Here is a 26,953-nt window from a genome sequence, read left to right as displayed (position 1 = left end):
CGTGGCGTCTCTGAGGGGCGTGCCCAATGGCTTGTGGTGTCAGAGGCCTAGGTCTAGGTCCGCTATGCGGGTCGGGGTGCCCGTCTCCAGAGAGCGGTTGGCCGCGTAGCCAACCGATGAGGCGTGGACGCCGTCGACGTAGCCGGCGGCGCGGCCCAGCGGATCCGGCTCGCCCGACGGCGCGAACACGTCAGCGAGCAGCAGCGCGTCACCGCCGCCGTGCCCGCCCTCGCCGCGCACGATGGGCCGTTCCTCGGCACGCTCCCAATGCCGCTGCACCACGAGCCGCTCCCCGTTGGGGCGCACCAGGTCGGGCCGGAACGCCGCCGACGCGCTCGGGTCGAGGACCGCCGAGTCGTCACCGAATTCGACCGAGCCGCGCTCGGTGACTTCCAGCTCTGCCCGCCCGCGCGTGCCGTTCACCACCACGCGGTAGCCCTCCCAGGGCGCGTGCGCGGTGAGCGAGTAGGTCAGCAGCGCGCCGCCCTCGTACTCGACGACCAGGCCGAGCGTGTCCTCGGTGGTGATCCCGTCGTCGAAGACCGACCGGTTGCGCACGTAGCCGTCCACGGCCTGGGCCTCCGGCCCGTACAGCGCGGACAGCCACTCGTCCCGGTCGACGTCGAGCTGCCACGGGTCGACGCCTCGCTCGTTGAGCGCGCGCTCGCCGGCGGTGGGCTCGTAGCCGGTCTCGTGCGCGCCGTCGTCGCCGTAGAAGCGCCGCCCGCCGGTGGCGAAGACCCGGCGCGGCACACCGTCGATCCACCAGTTCACCAGGTCGAAGTGATGGCTCGACTTGTGCACCAGCAGGCCGCCGTTGTTCACCTTCTCGCGGTGCCAGCGGCGGAAATAGTCGGCGCCGTGCACGGTGTCCAGCGCCCAGTCGAAGTGGACCGACAGCACACGACCGATCTCGCCGCCGGCGATCACCTGGCGCAGCGCGCTGTTGCGCGGCGAGTAGCGGTAGTTGAACGTCATCACGAGGTCCCGGCCGGTCTCGGTGACGGCGTCCACGATCTGGCGGGCCTGGTCGGCGTGCGCCGCTATCGGCTTCTCCACCACGACGTCCGCACCCGCCCGGAGCGCACGGGCCACCAGGTCGCCGTGGGTGCGGTCGATCGACGTGACGATCACGCGGTCCACGGACTGCTCGGCGATCGCCTTCTCCAGGTCGCCCGGCCCGTACACGGGGCGCCGGCCCCGAGCGCGGCGGCCACGCGGGCCTCGTGGACCGCCGCGCGCACGGGGTTGGGCTCGACCCAGGCGACGATCTCACCGTCGGGCGCGTGGGTGCCGATCAGGGCGTCGACGTACATCGACGCCCGGTGTCCCGTTCCCACCACCGCGTACCGACGGCGCCCCGCGGGCCTCGGATTCACCTCGGACAGTCCCAGGGGGATCGACGCGGCCGCCATGAGATCAACGTAGCGCGCCCAGGTCGAACGGCTCGATGCTCAGGCCGGGCACCCGCTCCCGCGCCGCCCGGGCGATGCGTTCCTCGGCCCCCGGGCCGGTCTCCGGGACCTCGCCCACCTCGATGAACGCTCCGCGCAGCTGGACGTCGTACCGCTCCCCCATCGCTGCGTTGCGGCCCTTGTACGTCCACGCGATGAGGTTGCCCAGGTCGAACCGGGGCCCGCACGAGCGGCAGGACATGATTCCCGGCGGACGCCGGAACCGAGTGGTCCGGTGCCCGGCCGGGCAGGCCCCGACCCAGGGCCCGTCGATCGACGGCGCGGACGGATCCACGCACCGCCGGCCCGAGCACCCGATCCGGACCGCCACCTCGCGCCACGCCGGCCCGTGCTTGGCTCTGGAGCCTGCGAGCGCGTGCGCCACCTCGTGCAGGATCGTGTCCCGCACCTCGCGCTCGTCATGGATGCGGGTGAGCGGCGCGGACAAGCTGATGCGGCTCTTCGCGTAGCTGCACATGCCGGCGCGCCGAACGGCGTCGTCGAACTCGAAAGTCCAGGCCTTCAGCCCGTGCTGGTCCATCAGTTCGCGCGCCAGGCGCGAGGCGGCGACAAGATTCATTGGTGCCCCTGCGGTGATCGTGATCGGGAAGTGCCCGGCCGTTCCGGACGTGGTCGAACCTACGGGTCGCCACCGACATCCACGCGAGGTTATCCACAGGCAGGCGTCTCCAGGCAGAGGTCAGGCCTCGCTCCCCGAGGAATCTGGCGACGGGTCCGCCGGCGGGATGGGGAAGTTGGTCCGGAACACGTTCGACGGGTCGTACGTGGCCTTCACCGTCCGCAGCCGGGAGAACGTGGGCTCGGGGAACGCCTCAAGCAGGCGCTCCGGCCGGCTGTCGGTGTCGAAGGAGAGGTACGAGCCGTCCATCACGGGCCCGATCTCCGCGTCCCACGCCTGGTTGATCCGGTCCTGGTTGCTCGCGAGCGCCGAGAGCTGGAAGTTCTGGTGCCGGTGCGCGTACGCGGTCGCGTCGGGCGCGACGTCGTTCCCGGCGCCGCCGGTCGCGCGGATCGCGGTGAAGTACGACTCCCCGGAGCTGAGCAGCCGCTCGATCGCCCTGCTCGTGCCCTGGTCCAGGTGGGCCAGCAGGCCCGACCGGGCCGACGGGTCGCCGCCGCCGGAGTGGTGGGCATCCTCCTGCCGTACGACGCCGGAGTACGGCAGCAGCTGAGCCTGGTGCCCGAGCAGCGGTCCGGCGCCGGCCAGCAGCTCCAGCTGGGCGATGGCCTCGTCGGGGTCGGCGTCGGCGCCGTCGGCCGCGAACACCGTGAGGAGCTGCGCCATCGGCCCCTGGCCGCCGCGGCCGCCGCCGCCGCCGCCCAGGATCATGAACGACGTGAGCCCGCGCGGCGCCGCCTCGACGGTGGCGCCCCACTTCTCCAGGAGGCCGGCGGTGTCGGTGGCGTCGAGCGTCATCTGGGAGAACACCACGTCGCCGATGGCGCCGACCTCGATCTCCAGCCACGTCACCACGCCCATGTTCCCGCCGGCGCCGCGCAGCGCCCAGAACAGGTCCGGGTGCTCGTCGCGGGAGGCGTGCAGCACTCGCCCGTCGGCGGTGACGACCTCGGCGGCCACCACGTGGTCGATCGTCAGGCCCTGCAGCCGGCCCAGGAAGCCGATGCCCCCGGTGGTCCCGAGCCCGCCGACGCCTACGCCGCCGTAGTCGCCCGAGGTGATGGCCCAGCCGCGCGGTGCCAACGTCGCCGCTACCTCGCCCCAGGTCGCCCCTGCGCCGATCCGGACGCGGCGGGTGGCCTCGTCCACCACCTCGACCGACCGCATGCCGCGCGTGCTCAGCACCACGCCGCCGTCGTTGGTGGACCGGCCGGAGATTCCGTGCCCGGCCGAGCGGACGGCGAACTCCACGCCCTGCTTCTGCACCCAGGCCAGCCCGGAGGCGACCTCCTCGGCGCCCTGCGGCCGCAGCACCAGGCCCGGCGCGCCGGACCGCAGGTAGTTGTGCCGCACCGCGCCGTACTCCCGGTCGCCCGGTTCGACTGCGCGCGCCGCCAGCTCCGGCGGGAGCGAGTCGTAGTCGATGCCCTCCCGGCGCGCGGCCAGGGCCGTCGCACCGCGGCGAGCCGACGCCGGGGCCGTTCCGGCGGATCGCCGCTCGGCCGCCACGGCCTCCCGCACCGCGGGTGCCACCTCCTGCGCGAACGCCCGGATCTGCTCCGGGTCGTCGCCCATGGCGATGAACGCGCTGACGCCGTCCTCCAGCGCGAGCTGCGTGAGCTCCTCGATCCACTGGTCCACGGGGCCTTGCAGCCGCCCCGTCGAGCGGTCGGTGATGGTGCCGCCAACGTTGAGCAGGCGACGGATCTCGCTCGGCGAGCGCCCGGCCGTCAGGGCCGATTCGTCGATGATCGTGTTGGCGCGAGCGAGGTCGCCGTCCTTCAGGTACGGCAGGGACGGCAGCCAGCCGTCGGCCTTTGCGCCGACCAGGCGGAGCATGCGCGGCTTGAGGGCGCCGAGCCAGATCGGGATGTCGTGCGCGGGGGCTGGGCCGCGCTTGGCGCCGTCGACCCGGTGGAACTCACCGGGCACGCGCAGCGGCGTGCGGTTGTTCGCATCCCAGATGCCGCGCATGATCTCGATGCCCTCTTCGAGAGCGCTGACCCCCTCGCCGGGCGTGCGGCGGGTGGCGCCCATGGCGGCCATCGCGTCCCAGAATCCGCCGGCGCCGACGCCCATCTCGAACCGGCCACCGCTGAGCAGGTCGAGGCTCGCGGCGGCGCGTGCGAGGACGGCGGGCTGGCGCATGCCGAGGTTCAGCACGTTCCCGGAGATGTGGATGCGCTCGGTCTGCGCGGCCACCCAAGACAGCAGCGTCCAGGTGTCCAGGAACCCCGGCTGGTACGGGTGGTCCTGGAACGTGACGAGGTCCAGGCCGAGCTGTTCGGAGAGCTGGGCGAGCCGGACGGGACCCTGCGGGTCGGTGTTGGTCGGGGTGATGAACGTGCCGAAGAGCAGCTCGTGCCCGTAGTCGGTCATGTGAGTCTTCTGTCCTGTCCGAGTCGGCGAGAGTCGTCTGTACTGCAGATGATATTACGCACAACTCTTCTGGTTTGCCGCACATTCCCGTAGGATGGGCACATGAGCACCACACCCACCGAGACCCGCACCGGCCAGCACTCCCTGTTCGGCTGGTCGCTCGCCGCGCTGCTGCGCGAGTGGAGCGCCCGGGTCGACGCCGCGGCCGACGACCTGCCCCAGGGCACTCGCGGCTACCAGCTGCTCACGGCGGTGGTGCACGGCAACCTGCCTAGCCAGGCGGCACTCGCCTCGACGCTCGGCATCGACCGCACGGTCATGACCTACCTGCTCGACGCGTTCGAGGGCTGCGGGCTGGTAGAACGCCAGCTCGACCCCACCGATCGGCGCGCGCGGCGCATCGTCGCCACGGACCGCGGCCTGGAGGTGCTCGCCGCGATGGACGCGCGTGTCGCCGCCGCGGAGGAGGAGCTGCTCGCGGGGCTGGAGCCGGAGCAGCGCGCGCTGCTCCGCCAACTCCTGGAGCGCGCGGCTACCGGCACCGGCCCGGACCACGACCCGTGCCGCACGGTCGTGGAGGCAACGACCCAGCAGCCGGGACGAGCCGGGTAGCCATATAGCCGGCCAGGCTCAGCGTTCGCCGAAGCCCGTCTCGCGGTAGAAGCCCTCGATGTGCTCGCGCATGAGGCGTTCCGCCTCGGCGCCGTCGTGCCGCGCGACGGCGTCGAGGATCGCGCGGTGCTCCGCGCAGAGGCGGGCCGCCGTCCGCGGCCATTCCTCGACCGCCTCCGCGCCCGCCATCACATAGGAGGCGACGGCGGCCCGCATGCCGCTCAGGATCGCCTCGACCAGCTGGTTGCCGCCCAGGCGAGCCAGCTCGATGTGGAAGTCCTGGTCGTGCTCCACGAAGGCGGCGACGTCGAGAGCCGGATCCGCCATCGCCTCGACGTGCTCCCGCACGCTCGCCAGCGCGGCGTCGTCGGGCACCCTGGTGGCGGCGTCGCGCACGGCACCGGCTTCGAGCAGCACGCGCGTCTGTACGACGTCGGACACCGGGAGGGCGCCCGAGGCGATGTGCAGCCGGACGGCCGCGCCCAGGCCGGCCGCGGGCCGGTCGATCACGGTGGCGCCCGAGCTGGGGCCGGAGCCGACGGCGGTACGCACCAGCCCCATCGCCTCCAGGATCCGGATGGCCTCGCGCACGGACGGGCGGGACACCCCCAGCTCCTCCGCGAGCGCCCGCTCCGCCGGGAGCCGGTCGCCGATGGGCCACTTGCCCGCGCTGAGGCCCGACTCGATCTGGGCCAGGACACGCTCGTGGGTTCGCACGGAGCCAGCATACTTCTGTGGTCTGTCCACAGTGGGCTATGGTGTGGACAGACCTCGAAGGAGAGTGCCCATGCGCCTAGCCCTGGCCGCCACCTGCATCGGCGACGCGATGTTTCCGCAGGCCCCGAGGGCCGTCGTCACGCTCCTGGAGCGCCTGGGCCACGAGGTGGTGTTCCCGCCCGCACAGGCCTGCTGCGGCCAGATGCACGTCAACACCGGTTACCTCGCCGAGGCCGTGCCCGTGGTGCAGAACCACGTGCGGACGTTCGCCCCGGTGGCGGACGGCGAGTGGGACGCAGTAGTCGTGCCGTCCGGCTCGTGCACCGGGTCGATCCGGCACCAGCAGGCGATGGTCCTGGAGCGGGCAGGCCTGCGGGCCGAGGCCCGCACCGCGACCGCCGTCGCCGAGCGCACCTACGAGCTGTCCGAGCTGCTGGTCGACGTGCTCGGCGTGACCGACGTCGGCGCCTGGTTCCCGCACCGCGTCACCTACCACCCCACGTGTCACTCGCTGCGGATGCTCGGTGTGGGCGACAAGCCCGAGCGGCTCCTGCGCGCCGTCGAAGGGCTGGAGCTCGCCCCGCTCGCGGAGGCCGAGGGCTGCTGCGGGTTCGGCGGGACGTTCTCCCTGAAGAACTCGGACACGTCCACTGCGATGCTTGCCGACAAGGTCGCCAACGTCGTCGACACGGGCGCCGAGGTGGTTACCGCCGGCGACTGGTCGTGCCTGATGCACATCGGCGGCGGCCTCTCGCGGGGCGGCACGGGAGTGCGGCCCATGCACCTGGCGGAGATCCTCGCCTCGACGCGGGAGTCGCCGGTCGTGCCCGGCGCCGGGCAGGCGGTGGCCCGATGAGCACGTTCCTCGGTATGCCCGCCGCACGCGAAGGGGCCGGGCCGAGCCCGCAGGCCGCGCCGGGCACCCTGTCCGGGATCGGCCGCCCGGAAGACCCCCTGCACTGGGGCGCCTCGTTCCCCGACGCCGCGAAGGCCGCGCTGGAGAACGGCCAGCTGCGCCGCAACCTGGGCAAGGCGACCTCCACCATCCGGACCAAGCGGGCCCGCGTGGTGGGCGAGGTCCCCGACTGGGAGGCGCTCCGCGACGCCGGCTCGGCGGTGAAGACCGACGTCCTGGCCCGCCTGCCCGAGCTCCTCGAGGAGCTGGAGCGCAACGTGACCGCGCGCGGCGGCGTTGTGCACTGGGCGCGGGACGCCGTGGAGGCCAACCGGATAGTCGCCGACCTGGTGCGCGCCAAGGGCGCGGACGAGGTGGTCAAGGTCAAGTCCATGGCGACCCAGGAGATCGGGCTCAACGAGGCGCTGGCCGAGGAGGGCATCGCGGCGGTCGAGACGGACCTCGCGGAGCTGATCGTGCAGCTCGCCGACGACATGCCGTCGCACATCCTGGTGCCCGCCATCCACCGCAACCGCACCGAGATCCGCGACATCTTCCTGGAGCGGATGGCCGACGCCCCGCCCGACCTGACGGACGTGCCGCGCGAGCTCGCGATGGCGGCCCGCTCGCACCTGCGCCGCAAGTTCCTGTCGGCGAAGGTGGCGATCAGCGGCGCCAACTTCGCCGTCGCGGACACCGGGACGCTCGCCGTCGTGGAGTCCGAGGGCAACGGCCGGATGTGCCTCACGCTGCCCGAGACCCTGATCACCGTGATGGGGATCGAGAAGCTGATCCCGACGTTCGACGACCTCGAGGTGTTCCTGCAGCTCCTGCCGCGCTCCTCGACGGGCGAGCGGATGAACCCGTACACCTCGATGTGGACGGGCGTGACGCCCGGCGACGGCCCGCAGGAGTTCCACCTGGTGCTGCTCGACAACGGCCGCACCAAGGTGCTCGCCGACGAGGCCGGGCGCTCAGCCCTGCACTGCATCCGCTGCTCCGCGTGCCTCAACGTCTGCCCCGTGTACGAGCGGGTCGGCGGCCACGCCTACGGCTCTGTCTACCCCGGCCCCATCGGCGCGATCCTGACGCCGCAGCTCACCGGCGAGAAGTCCGACCTGCCGTACGCGTCCACGCTGTGCGGCGCGTGCTACGAGGTGTGCCCCGTCAAGATCGACATCCCGTCGATCCTGGTGGAGCTGCGGGCCCGTGAGGTGTCCCTGTCGGGCGCCTCGCCCGAGACCGCGGACCGCGTCTGGAAGGCCGCCATGAAGGCGGCTTCCTTCGCGATGGCCGACGGCGGGCGGTTCCGCCGCGCCGCCCGCGTGCCGCGGCTGCTGCGCGCGATCTCGCGCAACGGCGTGATCCGGCGGCTGCCGTTCCCCGGCTCGCTGTGGACACGTTCCCGGGACCTGATGGAGCCCCCGCAGCAGACGTTTCACGACTGGTGGGCTGAACGGGAGGAACGACGATGACCGACGCCCGGACGGAGATCCTGTCCCGCATCCGCACCGCGCTGGGCTCGGACGCGCCCGGTCCGACGGCGGCCGGCGTCGTGCCCCGCGAGTACCGATCGGCCGGGGAGCACGCGCCCGGGTCCGACGTTGTGCTGGCCCTGCTTGTCGACCGGCTGGAGGACTACAAGGCGCACGTGCACCAGGTCCCGGCCGCCGACCTCCCGGGCCTGCTGGCGGACCTGCTCGGCCGGTCGGCAAAAAGTCAGGTGATCGGCAGCTCGGACTACCGATCACCTGACGTCCTGCCGACCACCCGGGAGTCAGCAACCCAGGAGTCGGCAGGGCGCGGCGCCGTCGTCGTGCCAGCCGGGCTGGATCCCGCGTGGCTCAGCGCGGCAGACGTCGACGTGCACACCGACTCACGCGACGCGCCCATGTCCGCGGCCGAGCTGGACCAGGTCGACGCAGTGGTGACGGCCGCGCGGGTCGCCGCCGCCGAGACCGGGACCATCGTGCTGGACGGCGAGCCCGACCAGGGCCGCCGCGCGATCTCCCTGGTCCCCGACGTGCACGTGTGCATGGTCCGGACCGACCAGGTGATGCAGACCGTCCCGGAGGCCGTGCGCCTGCTCGGCGCTGAGCCCGCTCGCCCCCTGACCTGGATCAGCGGCCCCAGCGCGACGAGCGACATCGAGCTTGAACGTGTCGAGGGCGTCCACGGCCCCCGCACCCTCCACGTGGTGCTGGTCTCCTGACGGACCGTCAGGGGTGCAGCCTGGCGCCCTTGACCACCTTGTCCACCACGCGCCGCTCGCCGGCCACTGCCACCCCGACCAGGTCGAGCTTCTCGGTGGCGACGGCGGCTACGGCGGCCCGGTTGTCGACGTCGTTCCCCGTGGCGAACAGGTCCGCCGTGTAGACGCCGATGCGCAGCCCGCGCGTGGCGGCGCGCTCGCGGATCGTGGCGAGCTGGTCGCCGTCGGACACCAGCACCATGACCGGCGTGCCGAGCATCGCGAGGTACTCCTGGCCATCGGCGTCCCGGTAGGTGTCCCCGATCAGGTCGGGGTAGGCGGCGGTCACGGCGCTGGCCAGGAAGGCGGTCACGTTGTTCTCCTGCCAGGCGAGCAGGTCGTCCCGCAGCACGATCACGATCTTGGCTTGTTCGAAGGTCATGCCGTCCAGCCTGGTGCCGCGCGGCACCGACAATCTTGTACGTTCTTGATCATGGGTCCGGATATTGTGCGCGCCTGGCGGCCGGAGGTGCCCGGCGTCGCCGAGGTGCTGCACGCCGCCTGGCACGAGCACGCGTACCCGGCCCACACGCACGACACCTGGGCGGTACTGATCGTCGACCGCGGCCTGATCGGCTACGGCCTGGACGGGCAGGAGCACGCGGCGGAGCACACCGGGGTGACGGTCCTGCCGCCGGGCGTGGTGCACGACGGGCGGTCCGTGACCGCCACGGGCTTCCGCAAGCGCGTGGTCTACCTGGAACCCAGGCTGCTCGACGACGGCCTGGTCGGCCGGGCAGTCGACGCACCGCTCGTCATGGACAACACGCTCCGCGCACGCTTCGTGGGCCTCGACCGGGCCCTCACCGTGCGCGAGGACCTCGCGGCCGAGAGCCTGCTCGCCCTGGTCACGGAGGGCCTGGCCTGGCATCTCTCCGGCCGCCCGACGCCGCCGCGCGAGCCGTCCGCCGGCACCACGGCGCGGCGGGCCCGCGACCTGCTCGACGCCGACCCGGCGGCACCGGTCCGGCTCGCCCAGGTCGCCGGCGAGCTTGGCGTCACCGTGCCGCACCTGGTGCGCGCGTTCACGCGTGAGCTCGGCCTCCCGCCCCACCGGTACCTGGTCGGGCGGCGGCTCGACCTGGCCCGACGTCGGCTGCTCGCCGGGGAGCCGGCGGCCGACGTCGCGACCGCCACGGGGTTCTACGACCAGGCGCACCTCACGCGGCACTTCCGCCGCCTGCTGCGGACAACCCCGGGCCGCTACCAGCGCGGCAACTAGGTCCCCCGCGCGACCCCCGGGTACCGCAGGGCGCGTACGAGAGGCGCGCGAGCGACGTCGGACAGCGCAGTCGTGGCGGCCGGGCGCCGTCCGGCAGCGCAGTCAAGATGCCGCCGAACGGCGGATTCTCGCGCAGCCCGCCGGCGGGACGGTTGACCCATGGACGCCACCAGGGCATCCCGGGAACCGGAGGTACCGAGATGTCCACCATGACGAACACCCAGCCGGCCCGCCCCACGGGATCGCTCCGTGCGGCGGACACGATCCGCACAGCGGCCGGCGCGCTGGAGCGCCTGCTGGCAGCGCACAGCATCACCGCCCTGCGGATCAGCGTCGGGCTGATCTTCACCTACTTCGGGGTGCTCAAGTTCTTCCAGGGCGCCTCACCGGCCGAGGCGCTGGCGGTCCGCACGATCGACATCCTGACGCTGGGGATCATGCCGGCGAGCGCCGCGCTGCTGATGACCGCGATCATCGAGACGTTCGTGGGGATCACGCTGATCACCGGGGTCGGCCTGCGGGTCGGGCTGGTCGTGCTGTACGGGGCGTGGTGGCCTGCGCCGGGGCCGTGGTAGCGGCCAAGGCGCTGGGCGCGCGGCTGATCGCATCCCGCTGAGCGCCGCGGCAGCCCTGGTCATCGAGCGAACCCAGTGATCGAGCGAGCGAACGGACGAAAAGCAAGAGGTCGGGTGACCGGCAGCGCAGCCTGCCGATCACCTGACCCCGTACCGGTCACTCACCGAAGGTCAGGGCTTCTGACCCACCTCGTCCACCACACCGGACTCCAGGAGCGCCAGTGACCACCCGGCGCCGTCCTCCGACGCAGGCACGCCGTCGGCGATGTCGTCCGGCGACCAGAGCTGGCGGAAGCCAAGGAACTCGTTCGTCTCGCTGTCGAAGATCAGCTCGTGCCTCGCCTCCGTCGCGAACGTCAAGCCGACCGCGGTACCGGGCCGTCCTGCCACGTCGAGGGCATCGCCCGTGACCGTCACGCCCGGGATCAGCGCGATCGCCCCGAAGACCGCACTGCGCGACTGGGGCGGCAGGCTGCCGAGTGTCAGGAGCTCCTCGGCCTGCTGGAACGTGTCGGTGTCGGGGAACGGCTCCGGCTGGTCGTCCGGCACCGGCGCGCCGCCGTTGTTGTCCCGCAGGTACTGCAACATCACCTCGGCGTCCCCGTCCGTGGGGAGGTCGGGCGGGTATGCCTGCACGTTCATGCACCACGACTCGGTGCCCTCGGCACAAGGGTCGAGCGGGCCCTCGGACAGCTCCCCGTCCGGGTACGCCTCGCCCGGCTCGATCCACGACGTCCTGAACCCCGTGTGCAGGCCGTCCACCGACATCCACTCCTCGGTGGACGCGGTGTTCAGGGTCTGCACGAACGAACCGTCCGCCCCCTCGCCCTGCACGGAGTAGGAGTTCACGTACTTCCGGTACACGAACTGGTCCGGCCGCGGAGCCCACGGCTCCAGCTCCGCCTCGGCCACCGCCGCGTCCTGCAGCACAGCGGCCGCCGCGGCGTCGATCCCCAGGACCGGCTGCTCGCCGTCGCCCGACCCGCCCACGGTCGGCCCCAGGACCAGCGCACCCGTGAGGGCCGCCGCCACACCGCCCACCAGGGCGACCCGCCGGCCCAGGGCCGGCGCATCCGGATCACCTCACCGGCCACGGCCCGATCCGGCGCGCTCGCCGCGCCGCCGTCGGCCACAAACCCGGCCACCACCCGCTCGCGCAGTGCCGCGGGAGCTCCGCCCGGCGGGTCGAGGTCCGTCCCAGCAGCCCGCAGCATCGTCATCTCGTCGTTCATCGTCCAGCCTCCAGCTCGTCCGTCGCACCCGCGCCGAGCGCGGCCTGCACCTGTCGTCGTGCGCGGTGCAGCCGCGACCGGGCAGTGCCCGGCCGGATCCCCAGCGTCCGCGCTATCTGTTCCTGTGTGAGCTCGCCCCAGGCCTCCAGCAGCAGCACGTCCCGGTCGCCCGGACTGAGCTGTCGCAGTGCCTCCGCCAGCTCCGGTCGGGCGGCGCTCGCGCTCACGCGCTCCGCCACCCGGTCCGCGGGCGACTCCTCGTCGTGCCTGACGTCGGAGCGGGCCCAAGCCCGCAGCCGCGCCTCCTCCGACCGGTGCCACCGCGCGATCTCCTTGGTGGCGATCCCGTAGAGCCAGGGCCGGGCGTCCGGCCGCGACCGGTCGTAGGTGTGCCGGCGCCGGAACGCGACCGCGAAGGTCTCGGCCACCACGTCCTCGGCGTGCTCGGCCCCGACGCGCCGGTAGGCGTACCGGTACAGCCCCGCCGAGTATCTGTCGTAGAGCACCGCGAACTGCTCGGTGTCCTGGTCGGCAGCGGCGATCACCGCGGCGTCCGTGGTGATCTCCGGGAGGGCTACCAAGCCGATCGGAATGCCGGCACCGGTCCACGCGCCAGCCTGCGGCACCGTTGCCGCGCTCACGTCGGGCATCCCGCCGTCGGCCCAGTACGAACGTGTCTCATATCGCTTCCCCTCGCCTCGCCGCATCTACTGTCGTCCATGTATCGCCGCGAGCGCGCAAAAGTGTTCGCGCACGCCGTGCGTGCCCAGCGCCGGCGGTGCGGGAGAATGGCCTCTCGTGACCGACCCAGAGCCCGAGACCACCCTCTTCGACCTCCCGCCGGGGGCCCGGCGACCCCGGGCGCAGGTGGTGCTGCTGACCGGGCCGTCGGGGTCGGGCAAGACGTCGCTCACGCAGCGTCTCGGCCTGCCGGTGGTGCAGCTCGACGACTTCTATCTCGACATCGACCACCCCGGCCTGCCGCAGCGGTACGGCAGCGTGGACTGGGACAGCCCGGCGACCTGGGACGGCAAGGGTGCGCTGGCCGCGCTGCACGAGCTGGCCACCGACGGCCGCGCTGACGTGCCGGTCTACGACATCCCGACGTCGCGCCGCACGGGCATGCGCCGGCTCGACATCGGCGACTCGCCGCTGGTGCTGGCCGAGGGGATCTTCGCCGCGCAGCTCGTCGAGGAGTGCCGCGCGGAAGGGCTGCTCGCGGACGCGATCTGCCTGTCCCGGCCGCGCCTGGTCACCTTCTGGTTCCGGTTCCTCCGGGACGTCGCGGAGGCCCGCAAGCCCATCGGCACGCTGCTGCGTCGGGGCACCTCGCTGCTGCGCGCGGAGCCGGCGATGATCGAGCGGTGGGTGGCGCTGGGCTGCCGCGAAACTTCACCCGCACAGGCGGAGAAGGACGTCCGCCGCCTGCTCGCCCGAAAGTCCTCGAACACGTAATCCACGCGTAACCGGACTGCCATGTATTACACATGCATGGGCCTCACTCTGGGCACAGGAGGTGGTGTCTGTGATCCAGCGCAATGGCTTGCGTGTGCTCTCGCTGTACGAGGGCTTTTTCAGCGGCGGGGCTCGTGTCCTGCACTCGACCGTGGTAGCCGGTCTGCATCAGGGCGGTCGGCAGCAGCATTCAGTGCTGAGCCTGCACCACGAGGTCCGGCGTGAGGCCACCCTCCAGCGGATGGAGGACGACCCCCGCTACCGCGCCCTGCGCGCCGCGGGCGTCCGGATCGGCTCGCTGGGCCGGAGCACCGAGGCGGGCCTCGACCCGCGCGTCTTCACCGAGGACGAGCTCAAGAACGCGGTCCGCGAGGTCGAGAGCTCCCACGTGGTGCTGTCCCTGAAGGAGCAGCCGCTCCGGCTCGTGAACCAGGACGTGTTCCCGGACCGCCCGGTCATCGCCTGCCTGCACCGGTCCGACCCGGAGCACCAGGGCGACGCCCTCAACGACCTGCTGACCGCGGCGGATCGCGGCCGGCTGGCCGCCGTGGTCTGCTGCGCGGAGTCCACACGGGACGCGTACCGCGAGGCGGGCGTGCCCGCCGAGCTGCTGCGCGTGGTGCCGAACGGCATCAACCTGGCCCGGTTCCGGCCGGTCCAGGGCGCGCGCCGGCTCGCCCTGCGGGGCGCGGCCGGAGTGCCGAGCGACGCGACGGTGGTGGTTTATGCCGCGCGGTACGACGAGATGAAGAACCCCGAGCTCTTCCTCCGCTCGGCCCGCACGTTCCTCGAGCTCGACCCCAAGGGCTACGTGCTGATGTGCGGCGCGGGCATGAGCGCGGCCAACCCGGACCTGCAGGACGACCTGACCCGCATCTTCGGGGACCGGCCGGACCTGCTGGGGCGCCTGGACCTGCTGGGCGTGCGGCACGACATGGAGCTGGTCTACGCGACCGCCGACGTCGTGGCACTCACCTCGGCGTTCGGCGAGGCCGCGCCGCTGTGCCTCATCGAGGGCTCGATGTGCGGAGCGGTGCCGGTCACCACCCCCGTGGGCGACGCGCCGTCGATCGTGGAGCGCATCGGGTTCGTGACGTCGTTCGACCCGACCGAGATCGCGGCGACGTGGATCGAGGCCGCCGCTCGACGCGAGGAGCTGGAGTCCGCGCGGACCGCAGTGCGGCCCCGGTTCAGCCACGTCCGGATGATCGCCGGGTACTCGAGCATCATCGAGCGCACGCACCGCGAGGCGGGGTTACGTATGGCGAGGGTCTGATCGAGCCGGAGCCCGGAGGAAGGAGAGACCTCCGGGCTCCGGTTCGGTGTGCAGGTGTGGCGGGGCAGGGCAGTATGACCTCATGCCCGACGCGCCCGTCACACTGAGCCAGGTCGCCCGCGAGGCCGGTGTCTCGCTCGCCACGGCGTCGCGCGCGATCAACGGGAGCGCGACCCGCAGTGTCCGGGAGGACCTGCGCGAGCGGGTGCTGGAGGCCGCCCAGCGCCTCGACTACTCCCCCGACCCCAGCGCGCAGGCCATGGCCCGCGGCCGCACCACGGCGCTGGGGCTGGTGGTGCACGACATCGCCGACCCGTACTTCTCCACCATCGCCGCCGGTATCGCCCGCGCCGCCGAGCGCGAGGGCCTGATCGTCACGCTCTCCGCCACCGAGAACAGCCCGGAGCGTGAGCTCGCGTTCGTCGAGCTGGCTCGGCGGCAGCGGTCGCGCGCGATCATCCTCGCGGGCAGCAGGGTCACCCTGCCCGACGGCGGGGCGGGGGCGGCCCCCTCAGCGGTCGTCGCCCGGATGGCCGCGCTGGAGGCCGCCCTCACCACATTTCAGGAGGCCGGGGGCGGCGTGGCCGTCATCGGGCAGGCCGTCGGCAGCCTGCCGGTCGTGGAGATCGACAACGCGGGCGGCGCCGGCGCCCTCGCTGAGGCCCTGCACCGCATCGGGTACCGCCGGTTCGGTGTGCTCACCGGTCCCCCGGGCTTGCGCACGGCCGCCGACCGGACCCGTGGGTTCGGCGACACCCTCGCCGCGCTGGGCTGCCCGGCGCTCGACCGGGACGTGGTGCACGGCAACTTCACGCGGGACGGCGGCTACGACGCGATGACCGAGCTGCTGTCGCGGATGACGTCGGCCGCGGCTCGGGCCGCCGCGAACACCCCGGAGGTGGTGTTCGCCGTCAACGACGTCATGGCCGTGGGCGCGATGGCCGCCGTCCGCGACGCCGGCCTGCGGGTGCCCGACGATGTCGCCGTGGCCGGGTTCGACGACATCCACACGCTGCGCGACGTGACCCCCGGCCTCACGACGGTGCGGATCCCCTTGGCCGAGATCGGCGCCTTGGCGACCGACCTGGCCCTGGGCCGCACGGACCAGGTGCGCGCGCCGGTCCAGGGCGAGGTGGTCCTGCGGGACTCCACCCCGGAGCGCCACCACTAAACCGGCGGTGTACCGCCGCCGTCTAGTGCGTTAGGCTCCTCGGGAAAGCGCATTCCCAGCACCTGACGATGGAGTCGCCCGTGACCACACTTCGCATCGCCATGAATGGCGTCACCGGCCGCATGGGCTACCGCCAGCACCTCGTGCGCTCGATCCTGCCGATCCGCGACCAGGGCGGCGTCACGCTCCCCGACGGTTCCCGGGTGCAGGTCGAGCCGGTGCTCGTGGGCCGCAACCCGGACAGGCTCAAGGAGCTCGCCGCGCTGCACGACGTCGAGCACTGGACCACCGACGTCGACGCCGCCATAGCGGAGGCCGACATCGTGTTCGACGCCGCCATGACCAACCTGCGCGCCGCGACCCTGACGAAGGCGATGAAGCAGGGCAAGCACGTGTTCACCGAGAAGCCGACGGCGGAGACGCTCACCGAGGCGATCGAGCTCGCGCGGCTCCAGGTGACCACCGGCGTCACCGTCGGTGTGGTGCACGACAAGCTGTACCTGCCGGGCCTCGTGAAGCTGCGCCGCCTCGTGGACGAGGGCTTCTTCGGCCGCATCCTGTCGCTGCGCGGCGAGTTCGGGTACTGGGTGTTCGAGGGCGACTCGCAGCCCGCCCAGCGCCCGTCCTGGAACTACCGCGTCGAGGACGGCGGCGGCATCACCACCGACATGTTCTGCCACTGGAACTACGTGCTGGAGGGCATCCTCGGGACCGTACGGTCGGTGACCGCGAGGACCGCGACGCACATCCCGACCCGCTGGGACGAGCAGGGCCGCGAGTACGCCGCGACCGCCGACGACGCCGCCTACGGCATCTTCGACGTCACGACGCCCGGCGGGGACGGCGTCGTGGCGCAGATCAACTCGTCCTGGGCCGTGCGCGTGTTCCGTGACGAGCTGGTCGAGTTCCAGGTGGACGGCACCCACGGCTCCGCCGTCGCCGGCCTGCGCGAGTGCCGCGCCCAGCACCGCTCGCACACCCCCAAGCCCGTGTGGAACCCGGACCTGCCGGTCACCGAGCCGTTCCGCGACCAGTGGCTCGACGTCCCTGCGAACGCCGACCTCGACAACGGCTTCAAGCTGCAGTGGGAGGAGTTTCTGCGCGACGTCGCAGCGGGGCGCCCCCACCGTTATGACCTGCTGTCGGCGGCGCGCGGTGTGCAGCTCGCGGAGCTGGGGCTGCGGTCGTCGGCTGAGGGGCGTCGGCTGGACATCCCGGAGATCGTGCTGTGAGCGGGGCGGCGGGGCCTGCCGCGCGGGTCGAGCCTGTCGAGACACCGGACTCGATCGCCTCTGCCAGCGGCGTGACGGTGACCCTCCCGGTGTTCGACGCCGAGGGCCGGGTTTCCGGATCGGAGACCCTAGATCTCAACACCCCCGGGCCATGGACGACGCCGTCAGGCCCGCTGACGAGCCGCATCGCCTTCGCGGCCGCCCACGTGGTGCCGCAGGTCGGGGCGGAGAACGTGCCGGGCGCGCCCGCCGTCGTCGACTGGGACGCGACGCTCGCCTACCGGCACCGGATCTGGGCGCACGGGCTGGGTGTGGCCGACGCGATGGACACCGCGCAGCGCGGCATGGGTCTGGACTGGGCCGCAACGCAGGAGCTGGTGCGGCGGTCGGCGGTCGAGGCGGCGTCCGTGGGCGCCCGCATCGCGTGCGGGGCGGGCACCGACCAGCTCGCGCCGGAGGTCGTGGCGGCCCTGGAGCCGGGCGCGGCCGGGCTCGCGGCGGTGACCGATGCCTACCGCGAACAGGTGCACGTGGTGCAGGACGCCGGGGCGCAGGTCATCGTCATGGCCTCGCGCGCGCTGGCGCGGGTCGCGCGCGGGCCCGAGGACTACGCCCGCGTGTACGACGCGGTGCTGGCAGAGGCCGACCAGCCCGTGATCCTGCACTGGCTGGGCACCATGTTCGACCCGACGCTGGCAGGCTATTGGGGATCGTCCTCGGTGGACGACGCGACGGCGACCTTCCTCGACCTGATCCGCGCGCACCAGCCCCGGATCGACGGCGTCAAGGTGTCGCTGCTCGACGCCGCCCACGAGGTGAGCCTGCGCCGGTCGCTGGCGGCGCTGCCGCCATCGGACAGCGGGACCAAGCCCAGGCTCTACACGGGCGACGACTTCAACTATCCGGAGCTCATCGCGGGCGACGAACAGGGCCACTCGGACGCACTGCTCGGCATCTTCGCCGCGATCTACCCGGCGGCCTCCATGGCGCTCCAGGCGTTCGACGCCGGGGCGGCGGGCGACCCCGACGGCGCTGCCCGTGGGCACCAGATCCTGGCCTCGACCGAGGCGCTGGGCCGGCACATCTTTGCCGCGCCCACCTACTACTACAAGACCGGGATCGCGTTCCTGTCCTGGCTCAACGGGTTCCAGCCCGGGTTCTCGCTGGTGGGCGGGCTGCACTCCGGGCGGTCGCTGCGGCACCTGGTCGAGCTGGCCCGCCTGGCCGACGGCTGCGGAATGCTGCTCGACCCGGACCTCGCGGGCGTGCGCCTGCGGGCCTTCCTGACGACGAACGGGGTGAGCGCATGAGCCGGGCCTCGCTGAACACAGCGACGGTGAAGCATGCCTCGCTCGCGGAGGCATGCGAGGCAGCGGCCACCGCGGGGTTCGGCGCGGTCGGCCCGTGGCGCGACGTCGTGCAGGCGGTCGGCGCCCCGCAGGCGGCACGCATCATCGCCGACGCCGGCCTGCGCGCGTCGTCCCTGTGCCGCGGCGGGTTCCTCACCGCAGCGGACGACGTCGGGATCCGCACAGCACTGGACGACAACCGGCGGGCGATCGAGGAGGCCGCGACGATCGGCACCTCGGAGCTGGTCTTTGTAGTCGGCGGGCTGGTGGGCTCCACTCCGGGCGGAGCCCCGACGTCGGCCGTGGACCGCGACCTCGTCGCCACGCGCGGCCGGGTCGCCGACCGGATCGCCGACCTGGTTCCGTTCGCCGCCGAGCACGGCGTGCGGATAGTGCTGGAGCCGCTGCACCCGATCTTCGCCGCCGACCGGGCGGTGATCTCCACGCTCGCGCAGGCGCTCGACCTGGCGGCGCCGTTCGCGCCGTCCGAGGTGGGGGTAGTCATCGACACCTACCACGTGTGGTGGGACCCGGCGCTGCGCAGGTCCATCGCACGGGCCGGACGCGAGGACCGGATCGCGTCGTACCAGGTGTGCGACTGGGTGCTCCCGCTCGCGGCGGAACCGCTGAACTCACGCGGGCACGTCGGCGACGGCTACATCGACTTCGCGACGATCACCGGTTGGGTACGCGATGCCGGCTACGTGGGCGACATCGAGACGGAGATCTTCAACGAGCAGATCTGGTCCCGCCCCCCGTCGGAGACCGCGAAGACGGTGCTGGACCGCTACGAGCAACACATCGCCCCTCACCTGTAGACCCGTCCTCCCAGCCGCACACCCTGTCACCTTGATCTTGCGTGTAGTAGATTCAACTACGTGAGTGAGGTTCCTGACTGGAAGCACCGGGCTGACTACATCCGCACGAGGTCGACACGCAAGGGGTCGGCCGGGGAGACGAACATCGAACCTGAGTGGGCCGATGAAGCCTTCATCGATCCTCATGCCGTCACATTCAGCCCAGACCCCGCATCCAAGTCCGGATCCTCGGATCGAACCATTGGGTGGTCAGAGACCGCCGGTCTCCTGATCACGGTGATCACCGTGCTTGAGGGCACCAAGGTATGGGGCGCGAACGCGTGGCGGTCCAACGATGTGGACCAGCGCCACTACGAGAACGACAAGCAGAACGAAGGCGAGCAGGAGGAGGAGCGATGAGTATCGAGAAGCTTCTTGAAGAGGTCGCGGAAGAGTCCGAGGCGCGCAGGCACGACCCACTGCCCGACGACGCAGTCGGAGCTCGTCGGTCCGAGGCCGCGGCCCCGAAGGTGCTGTCCGTGCGGCTGTCAGCGCAGCAGTACGACGTTCTGGCCGCCGCAGCGGCGCAGCGCGACCTGCCGGTCTCGACGATGGCCCGGCTGGCGATCTTGGAGGGTCTGGCGCAGGCCACGCGGCCGACCGTCGAGATCATCAGCGCGAACGTCGTCGCAACCGCGCTGCGTGAGGTGATCCGCCCGGAGTTCCTCAAGGCTGGCTGAAGGCTGAGGTCCAGCCCGGACAAGCGCTACCAGCGCGAGGCCCGCCACCCACCGTGGGTGACAGGCCTCGCGCATGTGTCTTTCGCTGACAAGTGGTGTCAGGGCTTCTGGTTTACCTCGTCCACGATGGTCCGTTCGACGATCGCGTACCCGTCCGCCATACCGTCGGGGTAGAAGGACGCAACACCGAGCAGGTCCTTGGTCTCCGGATCGAAGATGAGGTCCTGCCGGTAGTACTCCAGCTCGACGCCGACTGCGATGCCGGTCCGCCCGACGGCGTCGGTGACGCCGGGAGTCACGATCAGCCCGTCCACCCGGCTCAGCGCCTCGAAGACCGCCGCCTGCGACCTCGGCGTCAGGTAGCCCAGCAGCTCGCCGGCTCTGATGAACATCGACGCTGCCGGTCCTTCGTCCTCAAACGGCGGCTGGTCTCGCAGGTAGTCGTACATCGCGTCGGCGTCGGTGGGTGCGTCCAGGTTGAGCCCCGGCTCTGAGCTGCAGTCACCGCCGGCCGCAAGTGCCCGTTCCGCCCCGTCCCCCGCACAGGTGATGAGCGGGTACTCGTGGTACGGCTCCTCGGCGAACGTCCCCGCGGACAGGCCGTCCTGAGTCCCGTCCACCGAAGACCAGATGAAGCTTTCCTCCTCTTCCAGGCTGATCTGGGGCTCATCGCCCACGATCTCGTAACGGGTGGTCCCCGTCGAGTGCGTGTACAGGAACTGGTCCGGCCGGATGTTCGCCCACGAGTCGTCCGCGGCGGCGACCGTCCGGGTGGCGGCGGCCTGCAGGATCTCCGCCGCCGAGGCCGAGGCCGGCGGCACCACGACCGCGCTGCCGTCGTCGTCCCACGGCATCGAGAGCGTGGCCGTGGGGGCGAAGAGTAGGCCGCCCGCAACGGTGGCCGCGAGGCCCAGGCCGACGGCGGCTCGCACTACGGGCCTCCGCGTTCCCCCGGTACGTCGCCGGTCACCCGGCCGCCGCCCGTCGGCCGACCCGCTCCGACCGCCCGGAGCCCGCACGGACCGGAGCAGGCTGGCTCCGGCCGAGTGCTGGCGCTGCCCGTCCGTCGCGGCGGCGGACGACCCCAGCTCCGAGGTCAGCCGCGCCTGCCCCGACCGGAACGCGGCCTCCAGCTCCGCCTCCGACGGGTCGAGCAGCAAACCGGTCATCTGCAGTGCGTCCCGCTCGCTGCCGCCAGGCTCCTGCCCAGTCCCCTTGGTGCTCGTGCTCATCGCCCGTCCTCCTCTTCGTCCCAGAGTCCGCCCGGAAGTGCCGCGCGGACCAGCTTGCGTGCCCGGTGCAGCCGAGACCGGACCGTGCCCTTCTTGATGTCGAGAGTCGTGGCGATCTCCTCGTAGCTGAGGTCACCCCACGCCCAGAGCAGCAGCACGTCCCGGTCGCCGGGTCGCAGGCCGCCGAGTGCCTTGCCGAGCGCGCTCCCGGCGGCCCGGGCGGCAACGTTGGTCGTCGCCAGATCGGCGAGACCGTCCTCGGGGAGTGCCGTCACCAACCGCGCCGTGGCCCGGTACCGGGTCTCCTCCGCCCGGCGGAACTGGGCGATCTCCCTGGTCGCGATCCCGAGCAGCCACGGCCTGGCATCCGGCAGGCTCAGGTCGTAGGAGGCCCGACGACGGAAGGCCGCCACGAACGTCTCCGCCACCACGTCGTCGGCGTGCTCCGGACCCACGCGGCGGTACGCGTACCGATGGACGGTCCGCGCGTGGCGCCCGTAGACGGCCGCGAAGTCCTCCGGCTCGTGCATGGACAACGCGATGAGCTGGGCGTCGGTCCGCTCCACCTCGGATGCGAAGTCGGTACCCACCAGCTCCGCGGCCGCCGTCATGGCGCCGCCCCGTCCCACGTCTTCTTCTTTGCTTGCATCGTGTCTCCCTGACCGTCGGAACCCACTGTCACTCATGTATCCGCACGAGCGACAGGATCGGTTCACGGCAGGCAGGTCACGGCGTCGGGTCGTAGCGGCGCAGGGTGCTGCTCGCACGCACCACATCACGGAGCGCGGCCAGGTCGGCGACGCCGCCGTCGCGCCCTGGCACCACACCCGCGGCCCGCGCTTGGACCAGCACGTTCCCGAGGGCGGTGGCCTCGACCGGGCCCGCGATGACCGGCAGGCCCGTCGCGTCGGCCGTGAGCCGGCACAGCAGCTCGTTCCGCGAGCCGCCGCCCACGACGTGCACGGCGGCCACAACCACGCCTGCCAGCGACGATGCCTCCGAGATCGCGCGTGCGGAGGCCGCCGCGAGGCTGTCGAGGATCACGCGGACCAGGGCCGGCCGTGTGGCGGGGAGGCCGGCTCCGAGGCGGGCCGCGGCGTCGGCCACCCGGCGCGGCATGTCGCCCGGGGCGAGGAACTCGTCGCCGTCGACGTCGATGAGGCAGCGGCCACCGGGCTCGCCGGCGGCCGCGGTGAGCAGGCCGGACAGGTCCACGGGCGCGCCGTCGTCCGACGCCCAGGCTCGGACGCACTCGTCGAGCACCCACAGGCCCATCACGTTGCGCAGGTACCGCACCGTCCCGTCGAGCCCGAGCTCGTTGGTGAAGTTCGCCGCGCGACTGGCCGCCGTCAGCACGGGGGCGGGCAGCTCCAGCCCGACGAGCGACCAGGTACCTGAGGAGATGTACGCCCCGACGCCCCCGCTCGGCCTGCCCGCCTCCCCGAGCGGGGTCGCCGCGTCCCCGAGCGGAACGGCCACCTCCCCGAGCGGGGTCGCCGCCACGGCGGAGGCCGTGTCGTGCGAGGCGACCGCGAGCACCGGCACCTCGCCCAGCCCGGTCGCCTCCCGTACTTCCGGGAGGATCGGTCCGACGACGGCGCCCGGCTCGACCAGCTCCGGCAGCCGGCCGCGGAGCCGGGCGAGCGCGGGGTAGTGCGCCGCGAGCCGGTCCAGGAGGTCGGCCGACCAGGTGCGCGAGCGCGCGTCGAGCAGCCCCGTCGTGGACGCGTTGGTCACCTCGGCGACGCGGCGGCCCGTGAGCCAGTACGTGATCAGGTCGGGGATCAGCAGCACGTGCCGGGCCCGCGCCCAGTCCGGGTCTGCACGCCCCGCGACGAGCTGGAACTCCGTGGTGAACGGCAGGTGCTGCAGCCCGTTGACCGCGTAGTGGTCGGCGAACGGGGTACGCCGGTACACCTCGTCGGGAACTCCGTCCGTGCGCGGGTCGCGGTAGCTGAACGGGTCCGCGACGAGGTCGCCGGCCGCATCGAGGAGGGCGTGGTCGACGGCCCACGAGTCGACGCCGATGCCGCGGATCTCGGCGCCCCGCTCGTGTGCGACGTCGGCGGCGGACCGCAGGCCGTCCAGCACTGCCCGCCACAGCGCGCGCACGTCCCACCGGAGCGCGCCGGCGGCGTCCCGCCGGGGTCCGTTTGGAAACCGCGCGCACTCGACGAGCTCGATCCGCGGGCCACCCGCCGGCGTCGGCCCCGAGCGCGGCCCCCGCTCCGGCCCAGTAGACCCGTGGACGACCCCGAGCATCACGCGCCCACTGGTCGCCCCCAGATCAACTGCGACGAACGCGGGACTCATCGGTCCACGTCCGATTGACCATGCAGTTGCTGCCAAACCCCTACCCGTTCTGGCAGCAACTGCATGGTCGATCCGAGGGGCCCGCCCGTCTCGCTCACCGCAGGAACGCCGCCGCCACGCCCGCGTCGACGGGCACGTGCAGACCGGTGGTGTGCGAGAAGTCGGCGGTGCACAGCGCGAACACGGCGGCCGCGACGTTCTCGGGCAGCACCTCGCGCTTGAGCAGGGTGCGCTGCGCGTAGAACTCGCCGAGCTCCGCCTCCAGCACGCCGTAGACGGCGGCGCGCTGCGCGCCCCACCCGCCGGCGAAGATGCCGGACCCGCGCACCACCCCGTCGGGGTTCACGCCGTTCACTCGGATCCCGTGCGCGCCGAGCTCGGCGGCCAGGAGCCGCACCTGGTGCGCCTGGTCGGCCTTGGTAGCGGAGTAGGCGATGTTGTTGGGCCCGGCGAACACGGAGTTCTTCGAGGAGATGTAGACGATGTCGCCGCCCAGGCCCTGGTCCACCAGCACCCGCGCCGCTTCACGTGAAACCAGGAACGACCCCTTGGCCATGACGTTGTGCTGCAGGTCCCAGTCGGCCTCGGTGGTGTCGAACAGCGACCGGGACAGGGACAGGCCGGCGTTGTTCACCACGAGGTCAACCCCGCCGAACGCCAGCACGGCCTCCCGCACCCCGGCCCGCACCGCCGCCTCGGAGGAAACGTCCATCGCCACCCCGATCGCGACGTCGGACGAGCCGAGCTCCGCCGCCACCGCAGCGGCCTTCCCGGCGTCCAGGTCGGCGACCACCACGCACGCCCCCTCGGCCGCCAGCCGCGTCGCTATCGCCTTGCCGATGCCCGACGCCGCCCCGGTCACCAGGGCCACCCGCGTCGCCAGCGGCTTTGGCGTGGGCATCCGCGCGAGCTTCGCCTCCTCCAGGGCCCAGTACTCGATGCGGAACTTCTCCTCCTCCGCGATGGGTGCGTACGTGGAGATGGTCTCCGCGCCCCGCATCACGTTGATCGCGTTCACGTAGAACTCGCCGGCCACACGGGCCGTCTGCTTGTTCCGCCCGTACGAGAACAGACCGACCCCCGGGACCAGGACGATCGCCGGATCGGCGCCGCGCATCGCCGGCGGCTCCTCACCGCGGGCCCGCGCGGCCGCCGCGCCGCGCTCGTAGTAGGCCGCGTAGTCCGCGCGGTACGCCTCGTGCGCCGCGCGTAGCGCGGCCACGATCTCCTCCACCCCGGCCGACGGCGGGACGTCGACCACCAGCGGCTTCACCTTGGTGCGGAGGAAGTGGTCGGGGCACGACGTGCCGAGCGCGGCGAGCGCCACCAGGCGCTCACGAGCCAGGAAGTCCAGCACCGGCTCGGAGTCGGTGAAGTGGCCGACCTGCGGGGCGTCGAAGCTCGCCAGGCCCCGGATCACCGGCGCGAGCGCCGCCGCACGAGCCCGCCGCTCGTCGTCGGGCAAAGGCTCGTAGCCCTGCCGCACGACGCCGAACGGGTGGGTGTCCCGGGCCGCGGCACGGGCCGCGATGAACTCTTCCGCCCGCCGGATGATCCCGAGCGACCGCTCCTCCGCCTCCGCCGACGTGTCACCCCAGGCGGTGATGCCGTGCCCGCCGAGGATGCAGCCGACCGCCTGCGGGTTCTCGGCCTCGATGGCCGCGATGTCGAGGCCGAGCTGGAAGCCGGGGCGGCGCCACGGCACCCACACGACCTCGTCGCCGAAGATCTCCCGGGTGAGCGCCGCGCCGTCGGCCGCAGCGGCCACCGCGATCCCCGAGTCGGGGTGCAGGTGGTCCACGTGGACGGCGTCGATCAGGCCGTGCATCGCCGTGTCGATCGACGGCGCCGCGCCGCCCTTGCCGTGCAGGCAGTAGTCGAACGCGGCGACCATCTCGTCCTCGCGCCCCTCGCCCGGGTAGACGTCCGTGAGGGCCCGCATGCGGTCGAGCCGGAGCACGGCCAGGCCCTCGGGTCGCAGCGTGCCGAGGTCGCCACCCGAGCCCTTGACCCACAGCAGCTCCACGGGATCGCCCGTCACGGGATCGGTAGCGATCCCCTTCGCGGACGTGTTGCCGCCCGCGTAGTTGGTGTTCCTTGGGTCGGCACCGAGCCGGTTCGACCGTTCCACCAGCTCCTGAACGACGTCGGTCATGCTCCCCATCCCGCCTGCGCGCCACCGACGCGTTCGTCGGCGATCTTCTCGGCATAACCCGACGCCTTGAAGGCGGTGATCGGGTCCGGGGCCAGGCCCAGGGTCTCGCGCACCTGCGCGACGAGCGGGCGCACGTCCGTGTTGTACGCGTCCATGAGCACGGCGTGTGCGCCGAGCACGTCGCCGGAAAGCTGCGCGGCGGTGAGCGCCTCGACGTCGACGAGCAGCGCCTTCGCCGTCGCCTCCTGGACGTTCATGACCGACCGGATCTGGGCGGGGATCTTCGGCTCGATGTTGTGGCACTGGTCGAGCATGAAGTTGACCCCGCTGTCCGGGGCGTGGGCCCCGGCGGACACGATCTCGTGCATGATCCGGAAGAGCTGGAACGGGTCCGCGGCGCCGACCATGAGGTCGTCGTCGGCGTAGAACCGGCTGTTGAAGTCGAACGCGCCGAGCCGGCCCTGGCGCAGCAGCTGCGCCACGATGAACTCGATGTTGGTGCCGGGGGCGTGGTGGCCCGTGTCGAGCACAACCTTCGCCCGGTCGCCCAGCGCGAGGACGTGCAGCAGGGCCGTGCCCCAGTCCGGGACGTCGGTGACGTAGAACGCGGGCTCGAAGAGCTTGTACTCGAGCACCAGGTGCTGGTCGTCGTCGAGCGCGGCGTAGATCTTGCTCAGCGACTCGGCGATCCGGTCCTGGCGCGCCCGGATCGAGTCCTGGCCGGGGTAGTTGAGCCCGTCCGAGAGCCAGACCTTGAGGTCGGTGGAGCCCGTGGCGCGCATGACGTCGATGCACTGCTTGTGGTGGTCCACCGCCTTCTGGCGGATCCGGGGGTCCGGGTGTGCGAGCGAGCCCAGCATGAAGTCGTCGTCCTGGAAGACGTTCGAGTTGATCATGCCGATCCGCACGCCCAGGTCCTCGGCGTGCCGCGAGAGACCGGCGAAGTCGTCGACGAGGTCCCAGGGGATGTGCAGGCTGACACGCGGCGCGACGCCGGTGTACCGGTGCACCTGGGCGGCGTCGGCGATCTTCTCGAACGGGTCACGCGGCACACCCGGCTGGCCGAAGACCTTGAACCTCGTGCCCGAGTTGCCGAACGCCCACGACGGCAGCTCGATCGTCTGCTGCTGGAGCGCGGACCTGGCCGCCTCGACACGGGTGGATGCCGCCATGGCGTCCTTTCCTCTCCGCACACCCTCGTGCATCTTGAAACGATTCACAGCGACCCTATTCCGACACCGCCAAGTGGTCAAGCA

At 72.3% G+C, this 26,953-nt stretch carries 27 protein-coding genes; 14 read left to right on the top strand and 13 right to left on the bottom strand.

Going from position 1 to position 26,953, the window contains the following annotated elements; translation table 11 throughout:
• Positions 1-39: 39 nt before the first annotated feature.
• The 4 genes from AB1046_RS18925 to AB1046_RS18910 all read right to left on the bottom strand — a co-directional run bounded on the left by AB1046_RS18925 (position 40) and on the right by AB1046_RS18910 (position 4,473).
• Entirely contained in the window at positions 40-1,188 is a 1,149-nt protein-coding gene (locus AB1046_RS18925; protein WP_369370839.1) for a Gfo/Idh/MocA family protein, read from the bottom strand.
• Entirely contained in the window at positions 1,131-1,415 is a 285-nt protein-coding gene (locus AB1046_RS18920) for a hypothetical protein (RefSeq protein ID WP_369370838.1), read from the bottom strand. Before AB1046_RS18920 ends, AB1046_RS18925 begins: the two co-directional genes overlap by 58 nt.
• A gap of 4 nt (positions 1,416-1,419) precedes the next feature.
• Positions 1,420-2,034 carry a SprT-like domain-containing protein gene (locus AB1046_RS18915; RefSeq protein ID WP_369370837.1) on the bottom strand — a complete coding sequence of 205 codons (615 nt, stop codon included), beginning with the start codon at positions 2,032-2,034 and terminating at the stop codon, positions 1,420-1,422.
• A gap of 120 nt (positions 2,035-2,154) precedes the next feature.
• On the bottom strand, positions 2,155-4,473 hold the full coding sequence (locus AB1046_RS18910) for an LLM class flavin-dependent oxidoreductase (protein WP_369370836.1): 2,319 nt from the start codon (positions 4,471-4,473) through the stop codon (positions 2,155-2,157).
• Between the two features lie 102 nt (positions 4,474-4,575).
• Between AB1046_RS18910 and AB1046_RS18905 the strand changes: the two genes are divergently transcribed.
• On the top strand, positions 4,576-5,085 hold the full coding sequence (locus tag AB1046_RS18905) for a MarR family winged helix-turn-helix transcriptional regulator (protein ID WP_369370835.1): 510 nt from the start codon (positions 4,576-4,578) through the stop codon (positions 5,083-5,085).
• An 18-nt stretch (positions 5,086-5,103) separates the two neighbouring features.
• Here the strand turns inward: AB1046_RS18905 and AB1046_RS18900 are convergent, their stop codons facing one another.
• On the bottom strand, positions 5,104-5,802 hold the full coding sequence (locus tag AB1046_RS18900; RefSeq protein ID WP_369370834.1) for a FadR/GntR family transcriptional regulator: 699 nt from the start codon (positions 5,800-5,802) through the stop codon (positions 5,104-5,106).
• Between the two features lie 70 nt (positions 5,803-5,872).
• Here AB1046_RS18900 and AB1046_RS18895 point away from each other — a divergent pair, with 70 nt between their 5' ends.
• From AB1046_RS18895 to AB1046_RS18885, 3 genes are read left to right on the top strand one after another with little or no spacing between them, the layout of a single operon-like run.
• Entirely contained in the window at positions 5,873-6,658 is a 786-nt protein-coding gene (locus AB1046_RS18895) for a (Fe-S)-binding protein (protein WP_369370833.1), read from the top strand.
• The gene (locus AB1046_RS18890; protein WP_369370832.1) at positions 6,655-8,172 is read left to right on the top strand and encodes a LutB/LldF family L-lactate oxidation iron-sulfur protein; all 1,518 of its coding nucleotides are present in this window, start codon (positions 6,655-6,657) and stop codon (positions 8,170-8,172) included. Before AB1046_RS18895 ends, AB1046_RS18890 begins: the two co-directional genes overlap by 4 nt.
• Entirely contained in the window at positions 8,169-8,909 is a 741-nt protein-coding gene (locus tag AB1046_RS18885; RefSeq protein ID WP_369370831.1) for a lactate utilization protein C, read from the top strand. Before AB1046_RS18890 ends, AB1046_RS18885 begins: the two co-directional genes overlap by 4 nt.
• A 7-nt stretch (positions 8,910-8,916) precedes the next feature.
• Here the strand turns inward: AB1046_RS18885 and AB1046_RS18880 are convergent, their stop codons facing one another.
• The gene (locus AB1046_RS18880) at positions 8,917-9,330 is read right to left on the bottom strand and encodes a DUF2000 family protein (protein WP_369370830.1); all 414 of its coding nucleotides are present in this window, start codon (positions 9,328-9,330) and stop codon (positions 8,917-8,919) included.
• A 51-nt stretch (positions 9,331-9,381) separates the two neighbouring features.
• On the opposite strand from AB1046_RS18880, the gene AB1046_RS18875 reads away from it, so the two are divergent.
• Together AB1046_RS18875 and AB1046_RS18870 are read left to right on the top strand one after the other, a co-directional pair.
• Complete coding sequence (locus AB1046_RS18875) at positions 9,382-10,170, top strand: helix-turn-helix domain-containing protein (RefSeq protein WP_369370829.1); 789 nt, start codon at positions 9,382-9,384, stop codon at positions 10,168-10,170.
• Positions 10,171-10,379: 209 nt separating this feature from the next.
• Positions 10,380-10,745 carry a DoxX family membrane protein gene (locus tag AB1046_RS18870; RefSeq protein WP_369370828.1) on the top strand — a complete coding sequence of 122 codons (366 nt, stop codon included), beginning with the start codon at positions 10,380-10,382 and terminating at the stop codon, positions 10,743-10,745.
• Between the two features lie 171 nt (positions 10,746-10,916).
• Here the strand turns inward: AB1046_RS18870 and AB1046_RS18865 are convergent, their stop codons facing one another.
• Positions 10,917-11,807 carry a CU044_5270 family protein gene (locus AB1046_RS18865; RefSeq protein WP_369375771.1) on the bottom strand — a complete coding sequence of 297 codons (891 nt, stop codon included), beginning with the start codon at positions 11,805-11,807 and terminating at the stop codon, positions 10,917-10,919.
• 166 nt (positions 11,808-11,973) lie between these two features.
• Entirely contained in the window at positions 11,974-12,618 is a 645-nt protein-coding gene (locus AB1046_RS18860; RefSeq protein WP_369370827.1) for an RNA polymerase sigma factor, read from the bottom strand.
• Positions 12,619-12,775: 157 nt separating this feature from the next.
• On the opposite strand from AB1046_RS18860, the gene AB1046_RS18855 reads away from it, so the two are divergent.
• The 8 genes from AB1046_RS18855 (at position 12,776) to AB1046_RS18820 (ending at position 19,997) form a co-directional block, all read left to right on the top strand.
• Complete coding sequence (locus AB1046_RS18855; RefSeq protein ID WP_369370826.1) at positions 12,776-13,432, top strand: uridine kinase; 657 nt, start codon at positions 12,776-12,778, stop codon at positions 13,430-13,432.
• Between the two features lie 70 nt (positions 13,433-13,502).
• A complete protein-coding gene (locus tag AB1046_RS18850; protein WP_369370825.1) occupies positions 13,503-14,708 on the top strand; it encodes a glycosyltransferase in 1,206 nt (401 codons plus the stop codon).
• 82 nt (positions 14,709-14,790) lie between these two features.
• Positions 14,791-15,879 carry a LacI family DNA-binding transcriptional regulator gene (locus AB1046_RS18845; RefSeq protein WP_369370824.1) on the top strand — a complete coding sequence of 363 codons (1,089 nt, stop codon included), beginning with the start codon at positions 14,791-14,793 and terminating at the stop codon, positions 15,877-15,879.
• 101 nt (positions 15,880-15,980) lie between these two features.
• A complete protein-coding gene (locus AB1046_RS18840) occupies positions 15,981-17,111 on the top strand; it encodes a Gfo/Idh/MocA family protein (RefSeq protein WP_369375769.1) in 1,131 nt (376 codons plus the stop codon).
• An 89-nt stretch (positions 17,112-17,200) separates the two neighbouring features.
• A complete protein-coding gene (locus AB1046_RS18835) occupies positions 17,201-18,421 on the top strand; it encodes a dihydrodipicolinate synthase family protein (protein ID WP_369375767.1) in 1,221 nt (406 codons plus the stop codon).
• Positions 18,418-19,278 carry a sugar phosphate isomerase/epimerase family protein gene (locus AB1046_RS18830; RefSeq protein ID WP_369370823.1) on the top strand — a complete coding sequence of 287 codons (861 nt, stop codon included), beginning with the start codon at positions 18,418-18,420 and terminating at the stop codon, positions 19,276-19,278. Before AB1046_RS18835 ends, AB1046_RS18830 begins: the two co-directional genes overlap by 4 nt.
• Positions 19,279-19,338: 60 nt before the next feature.
• The gene (locus AB1046_RS18825; protein WP_369370822.1) at positions 19,339-19,677 is read left to right on the top strand and encodes a hypothetical protein; all 339 of its coding nucleotides are present in this window, start codon (positions 19,339-19,341) and stop codon (positions 19,675-19,677) included.
• Positions 19,674-19,997, top strand: a complete 324-nt coding sequence (locus AB1046_RS18820; protein WP_369370821.1) for a hypothetical protein — start codon at positions 19,674-19,676, stop codon at positions 19,995-19,997. Before AB1046_RS18825 ends, AB1046_RS18820 begins: the two co-directional genes overlap by 4 nt.
• A gap of 98 nt (positions 19,998-20,095) precedes the next feature.
• Here the strand turns inward: AB1046_RS18820 and AB1046_RS18815 are convergent, their stop codons facing one another.
• The 5 genes from AB1046_RS18815 to rhaI form a co-directional block, all read right to left on the bottom strand.
• Positions 20,096-21,229 carry a CU044_5270 family protein gene (locus AB1046_RS18815; RefSeq protein ID WP_369370820.1) on the bottom strand — a complete coding sequence of 378 codons (1,134 nt, stop codon included), beginning with the start codon at positions 21,227-21,229 and terminating at the stop codon, positions 20,096-20,098.
• Complete coding sequence (locus tag AB1046_RS18810; protein ID WP_369370819.1) at positions 21,226-21,858, bottom strand: RNA polymerase sigma factor; 633 nt, start codon at positions 21,856-21,858, stop codon at positions 21,226-21,228. Before AB1046_RS18810 ends, AB1046_RS18815 begins: the two co-directional genes overlap by 4 nt.
• Positions 21,859-21,955: 97 nt before the next feature.
• A complete protein-coding gene (locus AB1046_RS18805) occupies positions 21,956-23,542 on the bottom strand; it encodes a rhamnulokinase family protein (protein ID WP_369370818.1) in 1,587 nt (528 codons plus the stop codon).
• Positions 23,543-23,636: 94 nt separating this feature from the next.
• Complete coding sequence (locus AB1046_RS18800; protein WP_369370817.1) at positions 23,637-25,697, bottom strand: bifunctional aldolase/short-chain dehydrogenase; 2,061 nt, start codon at positions 25,695-25,697, stop codon at positions 23,637-23,639.
• Positions 25,694-26,869 (bottom strand): L-rhamnose isomerase, encoded by a 1,176-nt coding sequence (gene rhaI, locus AB1046_RS18795; protein WP_369370816.1) that lies wholly within the window; start codon positions 26,867-26,869, stop codon positions 25,694-25,696. Before rhaI ends, AB1046_RS18800 begins: the two co-directional genes overlap by 4 nt.
• Positions 26,870-26,953 lie beyond the last annotated feature (84 nt).

Origin of the sequence: Promicromonospora sp. Populi, from assembly GCF_041081105.1 — a bacterium.
Classification (GTDB): domain Bacteria; phylum Actinomycetota; class Actinomycetes; order Actinomycetales; family Cellulomonadaceae; genus Promicromonospora.
Note: the sequence above shows the minus strand (reverse complement) of the source record. Positions and strands in the feature narration are given on the sequence as shown.